Below are 21,852 nucleotides of genomic sequence, written 5' to 3'. Positions count from 1 at the left end.
CTATGAAACTAAGCCAAGTGTATTCTAAAAAATTGTGCCAACGATCCCTTTTAAGTCTCGCCCTCATCGCCGCTTTTTCGACGAATAGCACGGCGCAAGATGCGGCAGCCAATACCAAAACAGTGCCCGTTTTTTATAACGGACAAGCCCAAATCGTGCCGGGTTTTCAAGATAAATCGCAATGGATCAAACAAGAATTATGGGTAGAGACCGAGTTTGATAGCGACGCCGATGGTAAGCCAGATCGTGTGCATGTCGCCGTCACGCGTCCTAAGCAAACCGAGACTGAGGGCTTAAAAGTCGCGGTGGTGTACGAATCTTCGCCCTATTTTGCCGGCACCATGAAGAACCAAAAAATGTGGGATGTGAAGCACGAACTCGGCAGCGAGCCGCCACCACGTCCAGTCAATGAGCAGGCGAAATTTATCCCAGTGCGTCCAGAAATCTCACGCACAGAAATCGATACGTGGTTGCCACGTGGTTTCGCAGTGGTGCATTCCGAAGCGCCCGGCACCGGTTTGTCACAAGGTTGCCCGACGGTTGGTGGTGCACCAGAAGAACTCGCACCCAAAGCCGTCATCGATTGGCTTAATGGCCGCGCAAAAGGCTACACCACCATCGACGGCAATCAAGAAGTCAAAGCAAGCTGGGCCACGGGCAAAGTCGGCATGACCGGCACTTCTTACAACGGTACGATTCCTTTGGCGGCAGCGACCACAGGCGTGGCTGGTCTAGAAGCGATTATCCCAATCGCGCCTAACACGTCTTACTATCACTACTACCGCAGCAATGGTTTAGTCCGTCATCCGGGTGGCTACCTCGGTGAAGACATCGATCAACTATATGACTTCATCTATAGCGGCGCGCCAGAAAAACGCGAATTCTGTAATAAAACTATCCGTGATGGCTTGTACCCAGCCAAGTTTGATCGCAAGTATGGCGATTACAATGATTTTTGGGCAGAACGTGATTTGCTCACCAAGATCAAAGGCGTGAAGGCCGCGACCTTGTTAGCCCACGGTCAGCAAGATTGGAACGTGATGCCCGAGCATTCCATTCGTATTTACGATGCTTTGAAAAAACAAGGCGTACCAACCCAACTCTATTTGCATCAAGGTGGACACGGAGGCGGCACACCGCCATTAGAAATGCGTAATCGCTGGTTCTCGCATTATCTGTACGGAGTCGATAACGGCGTAGAACGTGATGCCCGCGCTATGATTGTGCGCGAAAACGCAGAACGCGGCACACCGCCAACGCCGTATTTGGATTTCCCAAATCCCGAAGCGAGCACAGTGAATTTATATTTGGGTGCAGGCGGCAACAAGGCGGGCAGCTTAGGTTTATCAGCTCAAAACAAAACCAGTATCGAAAAGCTGATCGATGATGTGCAATTCAAAGGTGGCGTTTTGGCGCAGGCAGAACAATCACCACATCGCTTAATTTACGCAACGCCAGAGCTAAGCGATGCCATGCATTTGTCGGGTACGCCTAGCATCAAGATTCGTGTGGCTGCCAACAAGCCAGCAGCCAATCTATCTGTATGGCTAGTCATGTTGCCTTTCGATGGCAAAGTCGTCGGCTCAGCAGGACAAGCCGGAGTACTCTCGCGCGGCTGGGCGGATCCACAGAATCATCGTGCATTAACTAAAACCGGCAATTACGATTCCAAATTAACGGGAACGCCTCTGGTACCAGGTAAATTCGTTGATTTAACTTTCGACCTCCAGCCTATTGATAGAGTCATCCCAGCTGGTAAACGTTTGGGATTGATGATTATGTCCAGCGATCAGGACTTCACTTTGTGGCCAAAGGCAGGTACGGAATTGAGCGTGGATTTGTCAAAGACCACATTGAGTTTGCCTGTGGTAGGTGGTGAAGCAGGTTTGAAATCGGTTTTGTTTTCTAAGTAAGTACCAAGTAAGTATCCAGTAAGCATCAAATAAGTATCATTAGGTGCCATGAAAGTACAAACCTTTTATGGCACTGTTCCCATCAGTAATACTTCCTCGCCCATCCCACATTTCCCCCAATTGATCCCGTGCAGATGCATTTTCTGTAGAGGCGTGGCAAGCTAGCGATCTTTTTGGTGTTTTAGATTCTTCATTAAATTTCTCATTCATGCTGCATATACCGGACAAGCCATGGTCACTGAAAGCGCGTAATTCCCTGCGCCTTGTGCAAAGCTTGTGGCGACCACTGTTGATTGTGTGGCTTTTGTGGTGCGTGTTTTTGTTTCTCGCCACCTTTGCCAATCTCTACGATCTGCGTCATGCCGGAGCACATATCACTCTTCAAACGCAGTTGATCAAATTTTTGGCGATCTTGTTACCTTGGCCTTTGCTTAGTTCTGGTCTGCTCATCTACTTTGCTGCTAAAAATGCCAACAAGGGAATTGCGTGGTCGCAGATCCTGCGGCTGGTGCTATTCTTGGTCTTGGTTTTCTTGCCCTTGCATGTGGTGTACGAGCATGCTTTTTTTGTTGGCTATATTCGGCGCCAAGCGCTTAACTGGGAAGCCATCGTGCGAGCGCTGTCGCCGCTGCAAATCTGGGTGGATGTGATGGTCCTGCTGTTTATTTTATCGGCACATCTGGCGCTACAGTATTGGCAGCATGGTCGCCAACAACTGCACATCGCTCGTCAGTCACAACAAGAAGTATTGCGCCTTAAAATGCTGTACTTACGCACGCATTTAGAACCGTATTTCTTACTGAGTTCTTTAGAAGGCATCGAGAATCTAGTCGTCAATGCCGACACACCCATGGCGACGCGTGCTTTAGCGCGTATGAGTGATCTGTTGCGCTATGTTTTAGAGTCAGCGCAAGAGACCAGCATTAGTGTGGAAAGTGAAATTCGCTTCTTAAGAGACTATCTGGATTTACAAAATCTGGCTTGCGCAAATTGTCTGCAATTGCAGTGGAAATTCGATGGTCATGATTGGTCAGCGATTCAAATTCCACCACTTCTGCTTTATCCGCTGTTCGATTACGCGGTACGCCATCGACAGATCATGTCTAAAGACCAGGCATCGCCAATGTTAGTCAGGATAGCGCTTGAACATTCCATGTTAAGCGTATCGATTGATTTCAATGCTGCATCACCCATCTTATCTAGCACGGAAGAACTAGAGGCAGCGCGCCAAAGAATCGCCCTACTGCATGCGGATGCCGCCGCGATTGATCTAATGACGCAAGCTGCGCCGACAAGATTGAGCCATCGTATTCGTTTGATTTATCCAATCACGGAGTTAGACGATGCCTGAGCAAAACAATAATATGAATAAGCATAAAGCGCGGGAGCTAAGCTCTTTAATAGTGATTTGCGCGCTCTCATTTTGTTTATGGATGTTGATCGCAAGTTTCCACACACTAGCGATTTTTCTCGATCAAAATCAAGATGTCATTACTCTGCCCAAGACGCTGATTTTATTCAAATACATTTGTATTTTTTTGCCGCTATGGCTGCTCAATTGTGTGCTGGCGTTCATGATTTGGCGCAGGCCAGAGCACATGTTGACGCCCTTATCTATGGCGGCAAGTATCGCTGTGATGCTGTTTATTGGTTTGCCACTATTAACCGCGAATAAGGTGTTGATCATGTTGTGGTTTGCTGATCAGCCTTGGACACTTTTTTCGCAAGAGATGAAGAAAACATCTGCCTTTGTTTTATGGGTGGATTTGTTCTTGATCTTCTTTTCCTATTTTTTACAAACGGGTTTTGCCATGTGGCAGCGCACCGCTGCAAAAGAGCTTGAACTCATCGAGACTGAAAATGAAAGCATGGGTTTGCGTCTGCAATTATTGCAAGGCCAACTCAAACCGCATTTCTTGTTCAATGCACTTAACAGCATAAGCGCCTTGGTGCGTGGTGCAGATCGACGATTGGCAGGAACTGCACTACAACAACTCAACGCCTTGTTACGCTATGTGCTGGAATCGAGCAAACACGAATGGCTGAGTGTTGCCGACGAGTTGCAATTTATCCGCGATTATCTGAATATGCAGTTACTTCGTTTTGGAGATCGTATGCACATCGAATGGCAGATCGAAGAAAGAGATTGGCATGCCTTGCCATGCCCGCCTTTGCTGTTTCAACCTTTGGTAGAAAACGCCATTCATCATGGTGTAGAAAATCATCATGAGCAATGCAGCATCCTTTTGGAACTGCAATCGATCAATGGCAAAACCAGTTTCCGCATCCGCAATGCTGTGTTCTCAACTAGCAAAGCACGCAATGGGCATGGCCTAGGTATCAGCTCAACCCGTGAACGTTTGCAGATTCTGTATCAAGATCGGGCGAGTTTAATCACTGAAAAAAGCGGTCAAGCCGATTCTATATTTCTGGCAGAAATACAAATCCCTCAAACATCTTGTGGAGATCGTGTGATGAATACAGGACATAAGTTATGAACCAAGAACCTGCGAATCAACAATACAAAGTGATGATGGTTGACGATGAACTACCCGCGTTGACCAATATGCAGTGCGCCCTCGCAGCACATCCCGAGTGGCGTTTGATTGCGAGCTGCCATTCCACCACCCAAGCGCGGGCGATTTTGCAGAGTGAAACCCTTGATTTGATTTTGCTAGATATAGAAATGCCGACGCAAACTGGTTTAGATTTTGCTCGCGAATTGATTTTGTCTGAACAAACGCCGTTGATCGTTTTCATCACCGCATATAACAAACATGCGGTAAGCGCTTTCGAAATTTTTGCACTGGATTATTTACTCAAACCATTTGATGACGAGCGTTTTGCAGCGATGTTGCTACGTGCAAAACAAGCGCTACAAACCAAACAGCAGTTGCTGCAAAGCGCTGTCATGCAAGATTATTTTTTAGACAGAGATGCAGAAAAATCGGGTGCGGCAACACCACATTTGACGCACGTTACTGTACGTTCGGTTGGCAAGATCGAACGCATCGATATCAGTGACATTATGTGGTTAAGCACCGCCGCGAACTATGTTGAATTGCATTTGCCAAACCGGATTATTCTGCATAGAACCACGATCTCGGCAATGGAAGAACGTCTTCCAAAATCACAATTCCTACGTCTGCACAGAACCGCCATTGTGCGGATAGATGCGATTCGTCGTTTGGAAATCAGTGAAGAAGCTAGCTATGTTGCGGTACTGCGTAACGGCGATCAAGTGAAAGTCAGTGATACCCACATCAAGAAGCTAAAAAAGATGTTAATGCAAAGTCTGTGATTTGAACTAAATCGCAGACCTAGGCCGTTGTGAATTTTATCCCTGAATAAATTCTTTTAATCCCAAGAATTTGCTGCTTACCCCAGATACCAACTATTCCGTCACATTCTGCTGGTATCGCTAATTTTGCTATGTCAAAGTCTTCGCAGATGGTAGATGTTGGCCTGATGATGTTGGCGGAAAATCAGTCAGTCCATAGAAAAAATCTCTCCATCGTCGAATCACACTTTGACAGGAGTAACTATGTACAAGAAAAGACGCAATGGCGGATTGCAACGAGTCTCGTTTCAAGCTCTGACGACGAATAAGCTAAGCCCAGGATCCAATATCGAAACTCAGCGAGCTAAAGCCGCGTTACTGTCATCTTCTCCTTTGCTGAGCGGCATCCTAAAAGGCACGCCTATTTCACCTCAGGCCGACCGTGTTAGCTCGCACAAGAAACATTAAGCATTTATTGAAGGATGCACTTTGTCAATTCAAGCGCTAATCAATGTGACTTCAGTCGTTCCAGTGAAGGATTTCGAAGCGTCTTTTAGCTGGTATCAAACTTTCTTTGGTCGCGAGCCAGATGTTGTGCCCATGGAAGGAATCGCAGAGTGGCAATTCGCTGAAAACGCATGGGTTCAAGTGTCCGTCGATCCTGATCGGGCTGGTAGTACAAGTGTCGCCCTTTGTGTCAAAGATGTCGAAGCACAGCGCACTGCGTTAACAAGCCTCCATTTAGCGGTTGGCGAGATCGTAGAATATCCAGACATTATCAAAATGGTCGAGATCGTTGATCCTGATGGAAACAAGATTTCTTTCGTTCAGAATCTTTCGAATGGTTCGGGCAGTTAGAAGTCGAAACGGAGTTTGCTACGAGGTTGCAGATGAAACCGTGAACACGACATAAGCTAGGAAACCAATTTTGACGTGCACTGAGCTTTTCTGCAAAAAATTCTGCTACGCTAAATGATGTGAGCAAAAATTTTAACTTTCACATCATTTTAGCTAGCCATGACAGATATCACTGACCTTCGCGGCTTAGGCCCTCAATCAAAAGTAATGCTGCGCAGCATAGGTGTGAATTCAGTCGAGCAGTTTATGGCATCCGATGTTTTCGCCCTCTATGTACGTTTGAAATCAAGCAATCAATCGACGAGTTTGAATTTGTTGTACGCGATGATCGGCGCGCAAGAGAATCGGAATTGGCAAGAAATTAAACGAGAGCGACGTTTAGAGGTTTTATTGCGATTGGAGGCGTTGGGTATAGTGTAGATTTACGCCTGTCCTGGTTGCTGAACTGATTTTGTAGGTTGGGCTGCAAAGCCCAATATATCGCAAATCAGAACGGGAATCGTTGGGCTAATCAGCCCAACCTATTATGCGGATGTTTGTGCAGTGATTCAAGGCGTGACTCTAGGAACGGAATGTATTCGCCAAGCCCATTTGGCGGACTCTTTGTTTCAACAGCTTTCAAAAAGGCCAATGCAGTAGATAGATCTTGTTCGGTAACCCCCGGAACATCTAACTCCCAAGCAATTGACTCTGCCAGCGTGGTTAATGATGCGTGAGCTGAACCCTCCGGGGGATTGCTGTGCTGTACGTATGTCTTCCGCAAAATTGCAAGTCCATTCTGGGCAATTATCAAGGCTTCGGTCAATTTTCCTTCTCGTTGTCTTCGTAAGGCGCGACCAAAAGCCGCACTGGCTTTTAGTGCTGCAATTCCGCTTCGAATGGAGTTAATTAGACGCACAGTGATTTAATTTTTTAGATTCGTTGTGTGGGCTCGGCCTCATAGGTCATGGCCTATGAGGCTGCCCTTGTCATAAGTCAATGATTAATCTTCACAGACAAAACCATGATCTTTCTTGTAGCGTGCAACATCTGCTTTTGGCATGGATTTGAAAAGCGCGCAGACGGTAAAGCTTCCGATCTGTTTTCCGTTCAGTTCGTAGCCCCAGTCAGTAATTTGCTCGCGTTTAAAGGCGTAAACCTTACCCGCAACCACTGACTTAATGACTTGCGGATCATTCGCGAGGACGCCAGCAAAACCGTCTTTGATTTCTTTGAATGGAATAAACCAAAAGTGTTCAACTCCAGCATCATCTGACAGCATCACTTTTAATTTGAAGTTGGATGTACCTTCAGGAGGTTTTTTCGATAACGCCAAAAAGCCATCAAGGGTTCTTCTTGCCTCGGCGATAGCAAGATTCATATTCTTGTCTTGCTCGCTAACCTTGACGGTTTGGTCGCCAATCTTGTCGGTAGCAGCACAAGGATTAGAGACGACCAATATTGCTGCGAAAATAAATTTTTTCATTGATATCTAACGAATAGCGTTTTGCCAGCCGCACTGGAAAAGCAATATTAAGAATCCGCGATCATTACCGTGGATTAAGCTTGTTGGATTGCACCGACGATGAGTTGGTGGATTTAGGGATTGTATGCGAATTGACTTAATGATTGCTGGTAAATTGACAAAGAAATTCATTCATCTGTGCTGGCCTAAGCGTTAACTACTCCGCCGTTCTCTTACTTGGTCCCAAGTCAATCATGTAGGGCGAGTGCAACCCGCGCCATGGTTGAACTAAGCGGCACCAGTGTACCGATGTCACGCTATCCTTAAGCGTTTGTCTGCGCGGGTTGCGCCCGCTCTACTTGGCTCGTTCGATATCCCTGATTCTTGCTCAGTCATTACCCCAAAATCAAGTGTTTTAACATCACATATCCCATGATGCTAAGCCAAAACAAGAGGATAAAAAGAACAATTATCAATGCTGTCTTTAGAACGGTAAGGAAAACATGACCCTTAAAAAATTGATGATACGCCAAACTCATATATCCCAACATGAGCCCATGAGACATATAGTTATTGGCCTTAATCGTCTCAGGGAAAAGTAAAAATCCGGGAATAAAGATCACGATCATGATGAGATAAATCTGGCTCAGAACAAATGAATTGAGAACAATGTTTTCGGCCATATTTGTTTTCTGCTTCCTGAAGAAAATCCATGACAAGAATGAGACGAGTACTGGCATTAAAAATAAATTCAGAATCTTTCGATTTTCAAGCATCAATTGCATGCTCTCTGTATATACCTCGCCCTCTACTTTAATTTGTCTATCGAATCCGGAAAGTGCTTCGAAGTATCCCGTTTTGTAACTCAAAAACGCATAAATAGATGAGATTATTATAATAAATGTAAGCGGATTAAAATACTTCTTTCTCTTTCCATCGAGATACTCTTTCGCTACATCACCAGGCCTTAAGATGAGGGCTTTCATCAATAATAAAATTCCCCTGTCGGTATGCGTTAATGCGTGAAAGAACTCGTAAAGAAAATGGGCAAACGTTATTCGATGAGTATCTGCTTTCTGTCCACAACTTGAGCAGAAATTACCGACCAAAAATGTGTCGCAGTTTTTGCACTTCGTGTCGTTTGTCATTGATTTGCCTGTTTAAGTTTTCGTTTATGTCGCATTAACGTAAGTCATGTATGGATCTACCTCGGTAAGGATCAGTACTGATCAATCATCGATAGCGCGCGCTCGCTCGCTAAGCTTAACTCTGACCTCTCAAGACCTTTTGTGCCTCAGTCCAGCGACCCCAAGAGTTAGCAAGATAAGGATGCCAATCCCGAAAAACCAAAAGATGGTCGCGGGTGAAGCTTCTTCCAAATCCCAGCTTGCTTTTGCATGTTGGGTTTGATCGAACCAAACCATTTGTCGTAGCGAGAAAGTGTTTGCTTTCGGTAAGTCGGCTTCACATTGCGCCATCGAAGGATAGCGAATCAAATCTTCAACTTCGTAATTTTGTGAATCTGGTTGAGTTTGGTAAGTATAGGTTTTGCTCAAGTAAATTGGCGAATTGTTTCCGCTTTTAAATCGGCACTTGGCGCTGACAAATTGCACTTTCGTTTGCGCAGGCGATTGCAAACGCTCATCAGCGATTTTGTCCTGCTGAAAATCGTAAACCTTCAATCCCAACAGTAGCCAACAAACTGCCATAGCAAAGCTCCAGCCAGGGCTGCTTCTACGTGTCTGTAGTGGCGCGGTAAGAGCGTCAAGTATCGTCGGTTTCATCGTGTGCTTTATGGATCAATTTAGATCAAGAATGAGTAAGTACAATATCGGTAGCTCATTGAGTGGTGATTGTAGCCTTTTAGGTATGTAAGTGCGACAGTCATGTAGGGCGGGTGCAACCCGCGCTGTGTTTGAACTAAACGACACCTCTCCGACTTTGTCTACCGAGATGTCCTTAACTTTTGGCCATTTTCAAGCGTTTGTCGGCGCAGGTTCCACCCGCCCTACTGGACTTTTATTCATTCCAGTGTCGGCTACGGCATTCGTTTAGAATCCAGTCTTTTGGATTACTGGATCAAACTATGCCAACTCGAATAATTTTATTGACCGCTAGTCTTACGTTAGCGCTTGTTGGTAACGTGACGCGCGCTCAGGAAGTTGCTGCGCCTGCGTCTACTAAGCACGTGGTGGCTGAGTCAACATCATCTGCAAATGAACAAAATGCAGAGCAATCGGTGGAGATTAGTAATACCAGAAATCCCGAGTGGAAATCGTATCGGTCTATGCTTAAAGGATTGGAGGCATTTGATCGCTTTCACGCAAAAGCACCATTGGCCGAGCCGAAATTTGTGATTAGACCAAGAGCCGAGGGACTCTCGATGGACGGATTAACCCTTCATGTCAAATCTGATCAAAGCTCGCTCCCTATTCCTTTGGCTGAAAGTGGTTACTTTGTGTAACCGCGCGATGTACAGGCAGACGCTGACGATGCCGATTTGATGCTCAACCGAAAGAAAAAGCTATACCGTTGGCAGCCTGCGATTCGTACGCCGTCATTGCCGATTGATCAATTGCGCTTAGGCGATTTGAGGTTAGCTTGTGAAATGGAGTGGGCGATAGAAAAAGATGGCGCACCGTTGGTGTTTAGAATGTTCCTTAATGCCATCGGGGGTTTTTGTCGATCTGGTAAATTGACCGTCAGTATCCCAACCCCTTATCTTGGCGCAAAGAGCGTCACCTTAGTACAAGCAAACCGCCGCCTAGATTTGCCACTGAATGTAGGTAAATTTAGTTTTATCTTGCCTATTCATGATCAGACCTATAGCGACGATACGATGATTGAGATCGTTTACGATGAACCCAACGTCAATTTGCGTAAGCCTAATTTGTCGACAATCAATATTGGTTTTTGATGTCGTCGATTATTCAACACCCAAATTCGAGCAAGCAAACACCGCAATTCGGAAGTCATGTAGGGCGGGTACAACCCGCGCTGTAGTTGAATTAAACGACACTTTTCGAACTCTGTATACCCATGTCACGCTAACTTTTGGTAATCCTCAAGCGTTGGTCGACACGGGTTGCAACCGTAGTACTTGGCTATTGCTCGGAATGAAATGGACCACCGGTTTCAGCAAAGCAAAAGCTGTAATGAAATTTAAGCTTGCTACGATGGATTACAAATTCACACGCAAAGTATTTTTTCATCCACTCTTTTTCCAGAAATGTTAGGTCATTATTTATCTCCCACTGAAACTTTTTCGGGTAAAAAAGAATGGTGACAACATTCCCCTTCTGCTTAATGACTTTAATCAATACTTTATCCATCTCGGCAATCTCGACGACTGACTTTGAATTCGTTTTTGATGTGTACAAAAAATCATAAATATCGCCATTGATTTTACCTTCGCTTGAAAAAATATTTTGCTCATCTTCGTATTCAATTAATTTCGCTTCGTTTTTTGAGAGTAAATGGGCCAAGAATTTTCTTGCCTCTATGCTTACCTTTCGGTCTTTTTCTTGAGCACCAACAAACCCAGAAACAATAAATGAACAAAGCAAAGTCAAAATTAGTAATGATATTTTCACTTTTAAATTTCCTTTAATCAGCGTGACTTTTCAGCGCTCCTACTTGACTGGTTTCACGAACAAACAATCTCGTATGAAAGCTGACGAGACTTTCCCGTTGAGGGATCAGTGAAGCGACCGCACAGTGCGTAGTCAGATGGCAGGAGTTCAGCAGGAACTTTGCAGACCCCCAACTCAGGCTCCAGAAATGAACGCGTTGACTTCCACAAGGCTACACGGCCATTGGAACCAATTTGGTACAGACGGGTGTCGTACTTGATGACTAGTTTGTCTCTGATAATGCCGCGAACAGATCCATCCACAGGCATGACCCAACGGCGAACCACTTTGCCGGTAAGATCTGTCTCTAGAACTCGCTCTGGAATAAGTACGCCGTCTCGTTTGTACGCAGGAATAGCCCGAACCTTCGCAATAGCGACTGATCCACATGGATGTTCAACGATTTTCTTGACGCGAGGGTCAGCAGAAGCTGTCGGAGAAGGCCAGAAGGAGAATTCGAAGGATTGCGGTATGGCACTTTTAGACGCCATAGTTCCAAATAATAAGAATGTGAAAAAAAGGGACGCGAAAGCTGGTATTTTCATCATTGGCTAACGAATAGCGATTGCCTGCCGCACCAGAAACGCAAAATTAAGAATCTGCGATCATTGAGGCGAATTAGGCTTGTTGGATTGCACCGACGATGAGTCGGTGGACTCAGTGGATTGTATGCGAATTGACTTAATGATTGCTAATGAATTGGCAAGGCAAATCATTCATCTTTGCTTACCCAAGTGAGAACTATTTCGTTGTTTTCTTACTGGATCCCAATTTAGCGAGTAGGTTGGTGCTGAGCTTGCGAAGCCCAAATTGGATCTTTCGGCGTTCGATTGTTGGGCTTCACTTTGTTCAGCGCCAACCTACTGTTTCTATTCGGTTCCGACATTGACCTGGTGGGGTAGTGTGACAACTAATCGCAGCGTAAAGCTGCATCGTTAAAATTAAAGCACATCCATGGCGTAGAACCATTTCCCCATCCCATTCCGTCAAACCATTTTGATCTAACCCAAACTAAGCTCTTTCCCCATCTGGTCTTACCGCCTGAACAATACAAATAAAGCTACACTAGCGGCACTTTGTCAGGTGGTCTGCTCGCTGTTGGAATTTCCTCGCTGTATTTGTCATTCCCTCTCGAAAGGAGGATACTTGCAATATGGGAATTTCTAGAGATTTTCCACTAATGTTGATGGTGCCGTTTCTTACCCAGAAATGGTGTGCTGTTAGACATTCAAAATGATGAGGATTTACGCAAATGCTAGCTAGTAGGGTGCGCCGTGCGCACCATTACTGTCGTCATTATTTATCACTGGACGGTGCGCATGGCGCACCCTACCTTATTTGCGTAAATCTGAATAATTATAAATTGGCACTTCTTGAACTTTAAACAAGTAAGGAACAAGCATGACCTCATCCCATTTTGCCGAACTCATGGCATATGCCCAAGAACATTCTGGCTCAGCCAGCAAACGTCAAGGCGGCTTTATCGCTGCTTATTTTGAAAACACCGATCCTGATGAAATCACCACGCGTGGCGCGGCGAATTTGTTTGCCTTGGCGAACGCGCATTGGCGCTTGTTAGATTCGCCCCGTGCGGCGAATAGCCCGAAGATCCGCGTGTTTAATCCTAGTTTGGCCGAAGATGGCTTTGTTAGTGAACACACGGTCGTGCAGATCGTGAATGACAATATGCCTTTCTTGGTCGATTCCGTCACCATGGCGATCAACCGCAGCGGGCGTACCGCGCACTGGATCGTCCATCCTTTGATGAGCGTCTCGCGTAATGCCGATGGCAGCATCGCCGAAGTCAGCACCGTGGCTGCGGCAACGGCAGCAGGGCGCAATGATCCGGTCGAATCCTTGATCTTGGTTGAGTGTGACCGTATCGTCAGCGCCGCCGAACAACAAGCTCTGGTCGATGAATTGACACATATTTTGGCGGATGTCCGTGGTGCTGTGGTCGATTGGCAGCCGATGTTGAGCCGCGTCAAAGAACTGATTACCGCCTCAGAAAAATTCACAGGTACGCACCAAAGTCATGGCGAAGGTATCGCCTTTTTGCGTTGGTTAGAAGACCGCCATTTCACATTCTTAGGTGCGCGTGATTACGAACTCAAACGCAATGGTAACCAAGTCAGCCTGGTCGCGTTAGCAGATTCTGGCCTCGGTATTTTGCGCGGTAAAGTGCAAACCAACGAAACTCTATTGCCACCAGAAGTCGTGGCCTTGATCGATTCTGAAGAAACAGTCTTAGTCACCAAAGCGATGACACGAGCCACCGTACATCGTCCAGCCTGGCTCGATTACATCGCAGTCAAACGCTTCAATGATGCCGGTGAAGTCATCGGTGAATCGCGCTTCCTTGGCCTTTACACATCAACCGCCTACTCCGCACCAGTGAGTGAAATTCCACAAGTACGTCAACGTACTGCAGCCGTCATGAGCGCGGCAGGCGTGGTGCCTGAAAGTCATGCGGCCAAAGCTTTGCAATCGATTCTGGATGATTATCCACGTGATGAATTGTTCCAGGTCGATACTGCAACCTTAACCGATCACGCCATCGGTATCTTGCGTTTGCAAGAACGTCAGCGTGTACGTCTGTTCTTGCGCCGTGATCCGTTTGGTCGCTTCACGTCCGCCCAAGTATTTGTGCCACGTGACCGTTACAACACCGAATTACGCGTCAAGATCAGTACCGAATTATTAACCGCGCTGGACGGCCTTTCCATCGAGTTCACACCAATGCTGACCGACAGCCCATTAGCACGTATTCATTATTTGGTACGTGCCAAAGCCGATGCGCCATCAAATGTGAACGTCTCGGTACTCGAAGCACGCATCGCCAAACTCGCTCAGCGTTGGGAAGACGATTGCAGCAACGAACTCTTGCGCACGCACGGCGAAGGTCGTGGTCTGGATTTGGCAAATCGTTTTGCGAATGCTTTCCCTAGCGGCTATCGCGAAGATTTCACACCACAAGGCGGTGCCGAAGATGCTGATATTTTGGCGCATTTATCTAAAGCATCACCGCTGGCAGTTAAGTTATATCGCCCGCTCGATGCAGTTGCCGGCTTGTTGCGCTTTAAGATTTACAACACCTCTAAAGTCGCTTTGTCAGATTCCTTGCCAGTGCTGGAACGCATGGGCGCACGCGTGCTCGACGAACATCCTTACCATGTGGCCGATGGCGAGAGTGAATTGTGGATCCATGATCTGGGTTTGCAATTACCCGTTGAAACAGATTTGACGGCAGTCAAAGCCCGCTTTGAAGAATTATTCTGCCAGGCATGGCGTGGTGAAGTCGAAAGCGATGATCTCAATCGCTTAGTCCTCAACACCGCGCTCGATGCACGTTCCATCGGTGTCCTGCGTGCTTGCTCACGCTACTTCAAACAACTCGGCTTCGCGTACAGCCAAAACTATATCGAAGCGGCATTGAATAAAAACTGTGGCATCACGCAATTGATCGCTGAGCTATTCGGCGCACGTTTCAAACCAGATTATGTCGGTGATCGCGAAGCAGCACAAAAACACATACGCGAGCAAATCGAAGCCGCGATGAGCCAGGTCGCCAGCCTCGACGAAGACCGCATCTTGCGCCAATTCATCGCAACGATTTTGGCAACACTGCGTACTAATTTGTGGCAAACCACAGAGACAGGCGCGTTCAAGCCTTACATGAGTTTCAAACTCAATCCACGCGAAGTCCCCGGCGTGCCAGAACCAAAACCGCTATTCGAAATCTGGGTCTATTCCCCACGTGTCGAAGGCGTGCATTTACGCGGCGGCAAAGTCGCCCGCGGTGGTTTGCGCTGGTCGGATCGTCGTGAAGATTTCCGTACCGAGATTCTCGGTTTGGTGAAAGCGCAGCAAGTCAAAAACACCGTCATCGTGCCAGTCGGCTCCAAAGGCGGTTTCGTCCTCAAAAATCCACCCGCAATGAGCGACCGCGAAGCCTATCAAGCCGAAGGCGTAGCGTGCTACAAAATCTTCTTGTCGGGCCTGTTAGACGTGACGGATAACATCGTCAAAGGCAATGTCGTGCCACCGACCAAGGTCGTGCGCCATGATCCAGATGATCCATACTTGGTCGTTGCTGCCGACAAAGGCACGGCAACCTTCTCCGATATCGCCAACGGCGTCTCTGCCGATTACGGCTTCTGGCTAGGCGATGCATTTGCCTCCGGTGGCTCAGTTGGTTACGACCATAAGAAAATGGGTATCACCGCACGTGGTGCATGGGAATCCGTCAAACGTCATTTCCGCGCATTCGGTCACAACACGCAAACCACACCATTCACAGTCGCGGGTATCGGCGATATGTCGGGTGACGTGTTTGGTAACGGCATGCTCTTGTCCGAACAAATTAAATTGGTCGTGGCTTTCGATCACCGCCATATTTTCATCGACCCGAATCCGGATGTCGCTAAGTCTTTTGCCGAACGTCAGCGCATGTTCAATCTGCCGCGCTCCAGCTGGGAAGACTACGACAAGAGCCTGATCTCCAAAGGCGGTGGCGTCTATCCACGTGGTGCCAAATCAATTAGCTTAACGCCCGAAGCACGCGCCGTCTTAGGCATAGAGACCGAAGAACTCACGCCAGTCGAATTGCTCAAAGCAATCTTGCAAGCGCCAGTCGATTTGCTCTACAACGGCGGTATCGGTACCTACGTCAAAGCGACTTACGAAACCCACGCCCAAGTCGGCGATAAATCCAGCGATGCTTTCCGCGTCAATGGTAATGAGCTGCGTTGCAAAGTTTTGGCAGAGGGCGGTAACCTCGGTTGCACTCAAAACGGTCGTATCGAATTTGCGCAAAAAGGTGGCCGCATCTACACCGACGCGATTGATAACTCCGCCGGTGTTGATTGCTCCGATCACGAAGTTAACATCAAGATCTTGGTCGGCGCGATCACCGAAGCGGGCGACCTCACGCTCAAACAACGCAATGACTTGTTAGCCTCGATGACCGATGAAGTCGGCCACTTAGTCTTGACCGACAACTACTACCAAGGCCAAGCACTCGACATCGCTTGCCACCGTCCTTTGTATGTACTCGATGGTCAACAACGCCTGATGCAAACTTTAGAGCGCCAAGGCCGCTTAAATCGTGCGATTGAATTCCTCCCATCCGATGAAGAAATCGCCCGTCGCCGCGCGCACAAACAAGGCTTAACTGCACCAGAAAACGCCGTCGTCTTAGCCTATGCCAAGATGGCCGTGTTTGATGAATTGGTCGCCTCTAATTTGCCAGACGACCCCTTCTTCAGCCGCGCATTAAAAGCCTACTTCCCACAAGTCTTGTCTGAAAAGTTTGCCGATGCCATCTCTAATCATCAATTGAAACGTGAAATCATTGCGACCTTTATCACCAACACCGTGGTCAATCGCACTGGCGCTACTTTTGTGAATTTCATCGCTTCAGAAGCCGCCGCTTCCGCTGCAGATGTGATCCGCGCCTTCACACTGGCACGCGAGATTTTTGATCTGGAAGCACTGTGGGATCAAATCGACGCGCTCGATTACAAAGTCGATTCTAAATTGCAGTTAGACCTGCTCAGCAAATTGACCGCGATCGCACAACGCGCCTCACGCTGGATGCTACGCGCCCGCACCGCCAACGCCGACTTGCCAACGCTGATCCAACGCTACCAACCAGGCGCACGCGAACTGCGCGCCAACGTAGCGACCTGGTTACCAGCCGCCGCCTACGCCAGCTTACAAGAAGCTAGCGCAGCCTTGGTCAAAGCCGGTGTTGAAGCAGGCCTGGCAGAAAACTTAGCCGCGCTGGAATTCATCTTCCCAGCCTTGGACTTAGTCGATCTGGCACAAAGCACAGGCAGCGATTTAGAAAAAGCCGCCCGCACCTATTTTGGCGTCGATGCCGAATTAGGCTTAACCGGATGGCGCGATCAAATCAACCGCCTGCCAACCGACACGCTATGGCAAACACAAGCCCGCGGCAGCGCCCGCGACGACGTGTATTCCATCGCCAGCCAAGTCACCAAATCACTGCTATCACGCCAAGAAGACATCGCAACCTGGCGCGAACAACACACAGCAGCGATCGTGAAGCTGAATCAATTGTTGGCGACGATCACCACGCAGGGTGCGGATTTGGCACCTGTGTCTGTGGCTTTGAGGGAGTTGCGTAGTTTGGCGTAAGTTGGAATGTTGAAGGGCGAGCGCGGTATTTGTGTTCGCCCTTCTTGTAAGAGTGACTCAAAATGTGAATGGCGTGTGGTGATGTTGTATGTCAAGACTTGACCCCATTTTTCTAAGACTTGACCCCATTTTTCTCAAAAAAGGACATGAAATAATGGCGAGTAGCGCATACGAGAATCAAAAGTGCATATTAAAATTTTCTAAAGGGCAAATTGAGAAGGCTGGTAGAAGTATACGCCATGGCTGCACAGGGGACGACAGGAAAGATGCTATTTTGAAGATTCAAAATTATAGGGAGACGCATCTTTATCCGTTAATGCTTATAAAAAATCATCTTGTTCAAGCGACGAAAAAAGTAACTAAGCAAGGTCTTGTTGCCAGAAGGCTAAAAATGCTTTCTACAATTATTGATAAATTAGAGAGGCCGACTTTAGATGGCAAAAAATCCAATGCAATTGAAGTCACGCGAATGCAGGACATTGGTGGCTGTAGAGCCATAGTACCAAATCTGAAGCAATTAAATGAATTACATGAAAGACTGAAAAATAGTCATTCTGTGCATCAAATCATAAAAACAAGTGACTATTTAACTCCAAAAGATAGTGGCTATGGCGGGATCCACCTAGTGTATAGCTGTTTTGCGGGAACAGAATCCGATAATGAATGGAAGAAAACAAAAATAGAAGTACAACTAAGAACCGAGCTCCAACATGCGTGGGCCACATCGCTAGAAATCATCGATACTCTAGAAGGCATTAAGTTAAAAACCTCACTGGACGGGCATGACGATTGGCGTCGTTTTTTCAAAATTTCTGGCCTACTTGTAGCTCATACAGAAAAGTCATGTCTGATACATGAAGATCAATTGCCTATTCTTATTTTAGAACTACGTGAATTAGAGAGCAAGTTAGATGTCCGAGATAGGCTTTCGAGGTTTAATATAGCAATTCAATTTACAACCGACAAAAAACAATTGCCAAAAAAAATATTGGCCCATCAGGGCATGTTCTTGGTAAAAATATTGAAGGGTAGTGAAAAGAATCCACAACAACCGGGTAAGGTCAAAATAGAAGTCACGATTAGTACCTTTGGGCTTTCAGAGATGGATCAAGCATTAGAGGCATTGGCAGTGAGCGAGGCTGATGAGCAAGTTTTGATTACCGTTCTTGTTTCCGCTGACGGCGTTAGAAATTTGAAAAAAGCATACCCAAATTATTTTGGCTCAACTAGAAAATTTCAAAATTTTATTTCGACTTATGTTGAAGCACACAAAAAGTAATGCTGCTCGCTGTCTTGGTTAGTCGCAATTTATTCAAACGGTGAAATAGTGTTTAGCTTTTATAAAAGACTGGAAGAACGGAGCCATCTATTTTTCTTATCAATGGTTATGGAAAATTTTTTTGGAAACAGATTTATCGCGGATTTTTTGAGGTGTTTTTTTATGTGATCTGACTAGCTGTCGAAACAAGAAAACGGTGGCATGACTACCTAAGCATCGATAAATATTACTTAAATAAGAAATTAACTTGAAGATTTTCCATATTTTCAAGGATTTTGTGGTTGAAATGTATAAAAAATATTTTTTTTTAGTGGGTTAACTGATATTATCGCGAGGTTGTTAATCTATCTTGTCTTAGTTTGATAAGATAGAATCGCCAATATTAACCGCACTTCTTCTGGATCTATAAGAATAAAATGATTCGTGAATTGAAAAGACGGACTATCAGTTTTTTTGAAATTTCTGAATGTTGACACTATTCTATAACAAGACTAGTGTTTTTTTGTTTTCTAAATATATGTCTTTAATGTCTCAATCGAGTGCTCGACTTGGTTTTTCCTTCAGACATTTAATATGACATAAGTTGGAGTTATTTATGATCACCATTTTTAACGCATATTGGAATTTGCTTTTTCCTCGCGTTCCCGATAACCACTACGTTTTAGATGAGCGTAGTATAAGAAAAATTGTTAAGGAAGTAGCGCGTGGAAATCCTAGTCTTCAAGCTGGAAAATACGCTACCGAAAAAGAACGAAAAGCTCAAAAAATGAAGATTATCAAGCATTCTTTCATTTGAAATTAACTAGCTTCAAATAAGGCCACACAGTGTGTGGCCTTATTTTTATATTGGGTCCAATGAATATGATCGCGTTACCTCAAAACCAGAAAGAATATTTACAGCTCCCTAAGATTGAAATTGATGAGATTGAGCGCCTGTTTGTTAAAGCCGAGCAAAAAATAAAAACAATTGAACATTGTGGTGACGGGTTGGATATACCGTCGATAAATGAACTAAGGTATGTAGCTCGGCACTTGCTTACGGCGTTGCAAAAGAGCAATTTAGAGGAGCTGACAAAGGCGAAGAATCATGTAAAGAGAGCACTCTATGATGCATGTGAAGTACTTATTATCTCTAACTTGGAAGAAATTAAACAATTTCAGAATGATTACCGTTTAATTGCTGTGACCGACGTCATTAAAAATTATGCTGAACTTATGAGTTCAGCCGAAGAAGCTCGATCATTTATTCAAGAAACAGAGGAAGGCTCACGCGAAGATTACTATGATAAATGTTCTGAGTTGGTTGAAACATTAAAAAGGATAAATACCACCTTAAATGCTGCAAGATCAGATCTAAATGTAAAAATTTCGGATCGGCGTACCACGACCACAAGATGGTTCATTGGTATCGGCATTACACTTCTAATTGCAATAATCGGAGCTACGGTGACTTATCTTGTGAAAGCTCCTAAACAACAAATGCCAGAGATAAAAACTTTACAAAAAGATGCCACTCATTAGCCTCCTGTAGTCAAGTAGTTGCCAAATGGGGTCACCCATTAGCCCCCCAGTGTCAAGTAGTCGAACCAAATACTCGCAAATTACCGCAATAAAATTTTACCGTTTATACCACCACACAATTTTACGAAACTTTTTCGTGCCTTTTGCTTCATCGTGTGGTTGCGTGAATCGCACCAGTCACCCAGACGTGCGGGGTCAGGCCTGAATGGCACTTACTTAAGCGTAAGTATATGAATTAAATCAGAAAAGCAGGCTAGCGTAGTAATGGTAAGCTGCAGTCGCCAAACCATTGCTCCCACTACATAACGCTAGCCCCGCATGCATCATACTCGCACATCACAATCTCATCAAAGTCGTTTTCGCCACCATGCATCTACTAGCGATACCTTTCGCTTTTTCAATCTGCTGACATCACCTGATTTGTTCGACACATTAGAAGCATCTCTTCCTGCACATAGGGAACGCCTATTTCCACCGACAGAAACGTTATCCATGTTTATGGCACAAGCCCTTAAACCTGATCGTTCTTGCCAAGGCATCGTTGATGATGTGGCGACCAAACGCCTGCTACATGGCATGCCATTATGCAGTACCAAGACAGGCGCTTACTGCAAAGCGAGACAACGCTTGCCGCTGCCTCTGGTGTCAGGAATGGTCACAGCTACTGGGCGTATGATGACGGAACGAACGGCTATCAAATGGCGTTGGCACGGTCGGCCTGTTCGAGCACGAGAACGCACGAGAACGGTGTCACCCATTAGCCTCCGGTAGTCAAGAAGTCGAACCAAATACTCGCCAATTACCGCGATAAAAATTTTCCTATAACACCATCACACATTCGTTTCAAAATGCTGTCGTGCCTTTTGCTTCAATGTGTGGTTGCGTGAATCGCACCAGTCACCCATGTGGTTCTAGCGAAAATGGTATTGCTGTTTTCGCCCAAGTAGCGCTGCTACTCCAGAAGCATCTCAGTACCGCTTTGCGTCCAAGTGATGGGCAGATCTGTGGCTACCTTTCGGTTCCAACCCCTTGTGGCTCGCATTGCAGACGACTCATTTTAAATAAACTGTTGTGATGGCAAATGCAACGTGTCCAATCAGTTCTGATGGTTTGACGTCCATCAGCTTGATTTAACTTGCGTCGACCTGCCAAATCAATGGCAAAAACTACGCGTCCAATCAGGCCTAATGGCTTGTCATCCAACCCCAATTACTGGCTCGCGTAGCCTTGCCAAACCTTAAGTGAAGCATCGTTCCACCGAAAATACTTCGCCTGTTTTAAGCATATGAAAACAGGCTCTTGCTAACTTATGCGCCACTGCCTTAATCGCCACAATGCCGTTGCGTTTGGCCTTCTTACGCTGATAAAACTTCTTCGCCGCTTCGCTGTAGCGAATCGCAAAATTGGCAGCCTCAACGTACGCCCAAGCTAAGAAGCGATTGCCATTTTTGGTGTTACCTTCCCCTTTCTTCTTGCCGTTTGACGTATGCACGCTACCAACACAGCGGCAATACGATACGTAATTCCCGACATCTTTAAATCGTTCTATCGAGCCAGTTTCCAGCAGAATCACGGTTGCCAGGACATCACCAATTCCAGCCACACTCTTGAGTAGATCACGGGGTCAAGATCACGGGGTCACCCATTAGCCCCCAGTAGTCAAGTAGTCGAACCAAATACTCGCAAATTACCGCGATAATTTTTAATACACCACCACACGTCTGTTTCAAAATGCCATCGTGCCTTTTGCTTCAATGTGTGGT

17 protein-coding genes and 2 pseudogenes are annotated in these 21,852 nt (G+C 46.1%); 14 read left to right on the top strand and 5 right to left on the bottom strand.

Going from position 1 to position 21,852, the window contains the following annotated elements; all coding sequences use genetic code 11:
* Positions 1 to 2: 2 nt before the first annotated feature.
* From H8K33_RS12440 to H8K33_RS12410, 7 genes are all read left to right on the top strand, one after another.
* Entirely contained in the window at positions 3 to 1,913 is a 1,911-nt protein-coding gene (locus H8K33_RS12440) for a Xaa-Pro dipeptidyl-peptidase (protein WP_186891378.1), read from the top strand.
* Positions 1,914 to 2,121: 208 nt separating this feature from the next.
* Complete coding sequence (locus H8K33_RS12435; RefSeq protein WP_186891377.1) at positions 2,122 to 3,264, top strand: histidine kinase; 1,143 nt, start codon at positions 2,122 to 2,124, stop codon at positions 3,262 to 3,264.
* Between the two features lie 13 nt (positions 3,265 to 3,277).
* The gene (locus H8K33_RS12430; protein WP_222613406.1) at positions 3,278 to 4,411 is read left to right on the top strand and encodes a sensor histidine kinase; all 1,134 of its coding nucleotides are present in this window, start codon (positions 3,278 to 3,280) and stop codon (positions 4,409 to 4,411) included.
* Positions 4,408 to 5,214: a LytR/AlgR family response regulator transcription factor gene (locus tag H8K33_RS12425; RefSeq protein WP_186891375.1), complete on the top strand. Its 807-nt coding sequence runs from the start codon at positions 4,408 to 4,410 to the stop codon at positions 5,212 to 5,214. Before H8K33_RS12430 ends, H8K33_RS12425 begins: the two co-directional genes overlap by 4 nt.
* 243 nt (positions 5,215 to 5,457) lie before the next feature.
* A complete protein-coding gene (locus H8K33_RS12420) occupies positions 5,458 to 5,661 on the top strand; it encodes a hypothetical protein (RefSeq protein WP_186891374.1) in 204 nt (67 codons plus the stop codon).
* A gap of 21 nt (positions 5,662 to 5,682) precedes the next feature.
* Positions 5,683 to 6,051: a VOC family protein gene (locus H8K33_RS12415; RefSeq protein WP_186891373.1), complete on the top strand. Its 369-nt coding sequence runs from the start codon at positions 5,683 to 5,685 to the stop codon at positions 6,049 to 6,051.
* A 159-nt stretch (positions 6,052 to 6,210) separates the two neighbouring features.
* Entirely contained in the window at positions 6,211 to 6,471 is a 261-nt protein-coding gene (locus tag H8K33_RS12410) for a TfoX/Sxy family DNA transformation protein (RefSeq protein WP_186891372.1), read from the top strand.
* A gap of 562 nt (positions 6,472 to 7,033) precedes the next feature.
* Here H8K33_RS12410 and H8K33_RS12400 read toward each other — a convergent pair.
* The 3 genes from H8K33_RS12400 to H8K33_RS12390 form a co-directional block, all read right to left on the bottom strand.
* Positions 7,034 to 7,516, bottom strand: coding sequence for a YegJ family protein (locus H8K33_RS12400; protein ID WP_186891370.1), 483 nt, complete (start codon positions 7,514 to 7,516; stop codon positions 7,034 to 7,036).
* A 374-nt stretch (positions 7,517 to 7,890) separates the two neighbouring features.
* Positions 7,891 to 8,643, bottom strand: coding sequence for a DUF3667 domain-containing protein (locus H8K33_RS12395; RefSeq protein ID WP_186891369.1), 753 nt, complete (start codon positions 8,641 to 8,643; stop codon positions 7,891 to 7,893).
* Positions 8,644 to 8,772: 129 nt separating this feature from the next.
* Positions 8,773 to 9,204: a hypothetical protein gene (locus tag H8K33_RS12390; RefSeq protein ID WP_186891368.1), complete on the bottom strand. Its 432-nt coding sequence runs from the start codon at positions 9,202 to 9,204 to the stop codon at positions 8,773 to 8,775.
* Between the two features lie 377 nt (positions 9,205 to 9,581).
* Between H8K33_RS12390 and H8K33_RS12385 the strand changes: the two genes are divergently transcribed.
* Positions 9,582 to 9,959, top strand: coding sequence for a hypothetical protein (locus tag H8K33_RS12385; RefSeq protein WP_186891367.1), 378 nt, complete (start codon positions 9,582 to 9,584; stop codon positions 9,957 to 9,959).
* Positions 9,960 to 9,998: 39 nt separating this feature from the next.
* Positions 9,999 to 10,412, top strand: a complete 414-nt coding sequence (locus tag H8K33_RS12380) for a hypothetical protein (RefSeq protein WP_186891366.1) — start codon at positions 9,999 to 10,001, stop codon at positions 10,410 to 10,412.
* Between the two features lie 187 nt (positions 10,413 to 10,599).
* On the opposite strand, the gene H8K33_RS12375 is transcribed toward H8K33_RS12380, so the two are convergent.
* Positions 10,600 to 11,088 carry a hypothetical protein gene (locus H8K33_RS12375; RefSeq protein WP_186891365.1) on the bottom strand — a complete coding sequence of 163 codons (489 nt, stop codon included), beginning with the start codon at positions 11,086 to 11,088 and terminating at the stop codon, positions 10,600 to 10,602.
* A gap of 1,440 nt (positions 11,089 to 12,528) precedes the next feature.
* Here H8K33_RS12375 and H8K33_RS12370 point away from each other — a divergent pair.
* The 5 genes and pseudogenes from H8K33_RS12370 to H8K33_RS12350 all read left to right on the top strand — a co-directional run.
* Positions 12,529 to 17,289: an NAD-glutamate dehydrogenase gene (locus H8K33_RS12370; RefSeq protein ID WP_186891364.1), complete on the top strand. Its 4,761-nt coding sequence runs from the start codon at positions 12,529 to 12,531 to the stop codon at positions 17,287 to 17,289.
* An 88-nt stretch (positions 17,290 to 17,377) separates the two neighbouring features.
* The gene (locus H8K33_RS12365; RefSeq protein ID WP_222613405.1) at positions 17,378 to 18,568 is read left to right on the top strand and encodes a RelA/SpoT domain-containing protein; all 1,191 of its coding nucleotides are present in this window, start codon (positions 17,378 to 17,380) and stop codon (positions 18,566 to 18,568) included.
* 595 nt (positions 18,569 to 19,163) lie between these two features.
* Complete coding sequence (locus tag H8K33_RS12360) at positions 19,164 to 19,364, top strand: hypothetical protein (protein WP_186891363.1); 201 nt, start codon at positions 19,164 to 19,166, stop codon at positions 19,362 to 19,364.
* Positions 19,365 to 19,423: 59 nt separating this feature from the next.
* Positions 19,424 to 20,089 carry a hypothetical protein gene (locus tag H8K33_RS12355; RefSeq protein WP_222613404.1) on the top strand — a complete coding sequence of 222 codons (666 nt, stop codon included), beginning with the start codon at positions 19,424 to 19,426 and terminating at the stop codon, positions 20,087 to 20,089.
* A 318-nt stretch (positions 20,090 to 20,407) separates the two neighbouring features.
* Positions 20,408 to 20,830, top strand: a pseudogene (locus tag H8K33_RS12350) (IS4-like element ISCARN115 family transposase); the annotation flags it as partial.
* Between the two features lie 496 nt (positions 20,831 to 21,326).
* Here the strand turns inward: H8K33_RS12350 and H8K33_RS12345 are convergent.
* Positions 21,327 to 21,704 (bottom strand): annotated as a pseudogene (locus H8K33_RS12345) (transposase); the annotation flags it as partial.
* Between the last annotated feature and the right edge of the window lie 148 nt (positions 21,705 to 21,852).

It is taken from the genome of Affinundibacterium amnicola (assembly GCF_014284275.1).
GTDB lineage: Bacteria > Pseudomonadota > Gammaproteobacteria > Burkholderiales > Burkholderiaceae_D > Undibacterium > Undibacterium amnicola.
The sequence above is the reverse complement of the archived record's forward strand: the minus strand, read 5'-3'. Positions and strand labels throughout refer to the sequence as shown.

Excerpts from the sequence above, each read along its gene's own strand:
- H8K33_RS12440 (WP_186891378.1), top strand. The coding sequence starts at position 3 with ATGAAACTAAGCCAAGTGTATTCTAAAAAATTGTGCCAACGATCCCTT.
- H8K33_RS12435 (WP_186891377.1), top strand. The coding sequence starts at position 2,122 with ATGCTGCATATACCGGACAAGCCATGGTCACTGAAAGCGCGTAATTCC.
- H8K33_RS12430 (WP_222613406.1), top strand. The coding sequence starts at position 3,278 with ATGAATAAGCATAAAGCGCGGGAGCTAAGCTCTTTAATAGTGATTTGC.
- H8K33_RS12425 (WP_186891375.1), top strand. The coding sequence starts at position 4,408 with ATGAACCAAGAACCTGCGAATCAACAATACAAAGTGATGATGGTTGAC.
- H8K33_RS12420 (WP_186891374.1), top strand. The coding sequence starts at position 5,458 with ATGTACAAGAAAAGACGCAATGGCGGATTGCAACGAGTCTCGTTTCAA.
- H8K33_RS12410 (WP_186891372.1), top strand. The coding sequence starts at position 6,211 with ATGACAGATATCACTGACCTTCGCGGCTTAGGCCCTCAATCAAAAGTA.
- H8K33_RS12400 (WP_186891370.1), bottom strand. The coding sequence starts at position 7,516 with ATGAAAAAATTTATTTTCGCAGCAATATTGGTCGTCTCTAATCCTTGT.
- H8K33_RS12395 (WP_186891369.1), bottom strand. The coding sequence starts at position 8,643 with ATGACAAACGACACGAAGTGCAAAAACTGCGACACATTTTTGGTCGGT.
- H8K33_RS12390 (WP_186891368.1), bottom strand. The coding sequence starts at position 9,204 with ATGGCAGTTTGTTGGCTACTGTTGGGATTGAAGGTTTACGATTTTCAG.
- H8K33_RS12385 (WP_186891367.1), top strand. The coding sequence starts at position 9,582 with ATGCCAACTCGAATAATTTTATTGACCGCTAGTCTTACGTTAGCGCTT.
- H8K33_RS12380 (WP_186891366.1), top strand. The coding sequence starts at position 9,999 with ATGCTCAACCGAAAGAAAAAGCTATACCGTTGGCAGCCTGCGATTCGT.
- H8K33_RS12370 (WP_186891364.1), top strand. The coding sequence starts at position 12,529 with ATGACCTCATCCCATTTTGCCGAACTCATGGCATATGCCCAAGAACAT.
- H8K33_RS12365 (WP_222613405.1), top strand. The coding sequence starts at position 17,378 with ATGTCAAGACTTGACCCCATTTTTCTAAGACTTGACCCCATTTTTCTC.
- H8K33_RS12360 (WP_186891363.1), top strand. The coding sequence starts at position 19,164 with ATGATCACCATTTTTAACGCATATTGGAATTTGCTTTTTCCTCGCGTT.
- H8K33_RS12355 (WP_222613404.1), top strand. The coding sequence starts at position 19,424 with ATGAATATGATCGCGTTACCTCAAAACCAGAAAGAATATTTACAGCTC.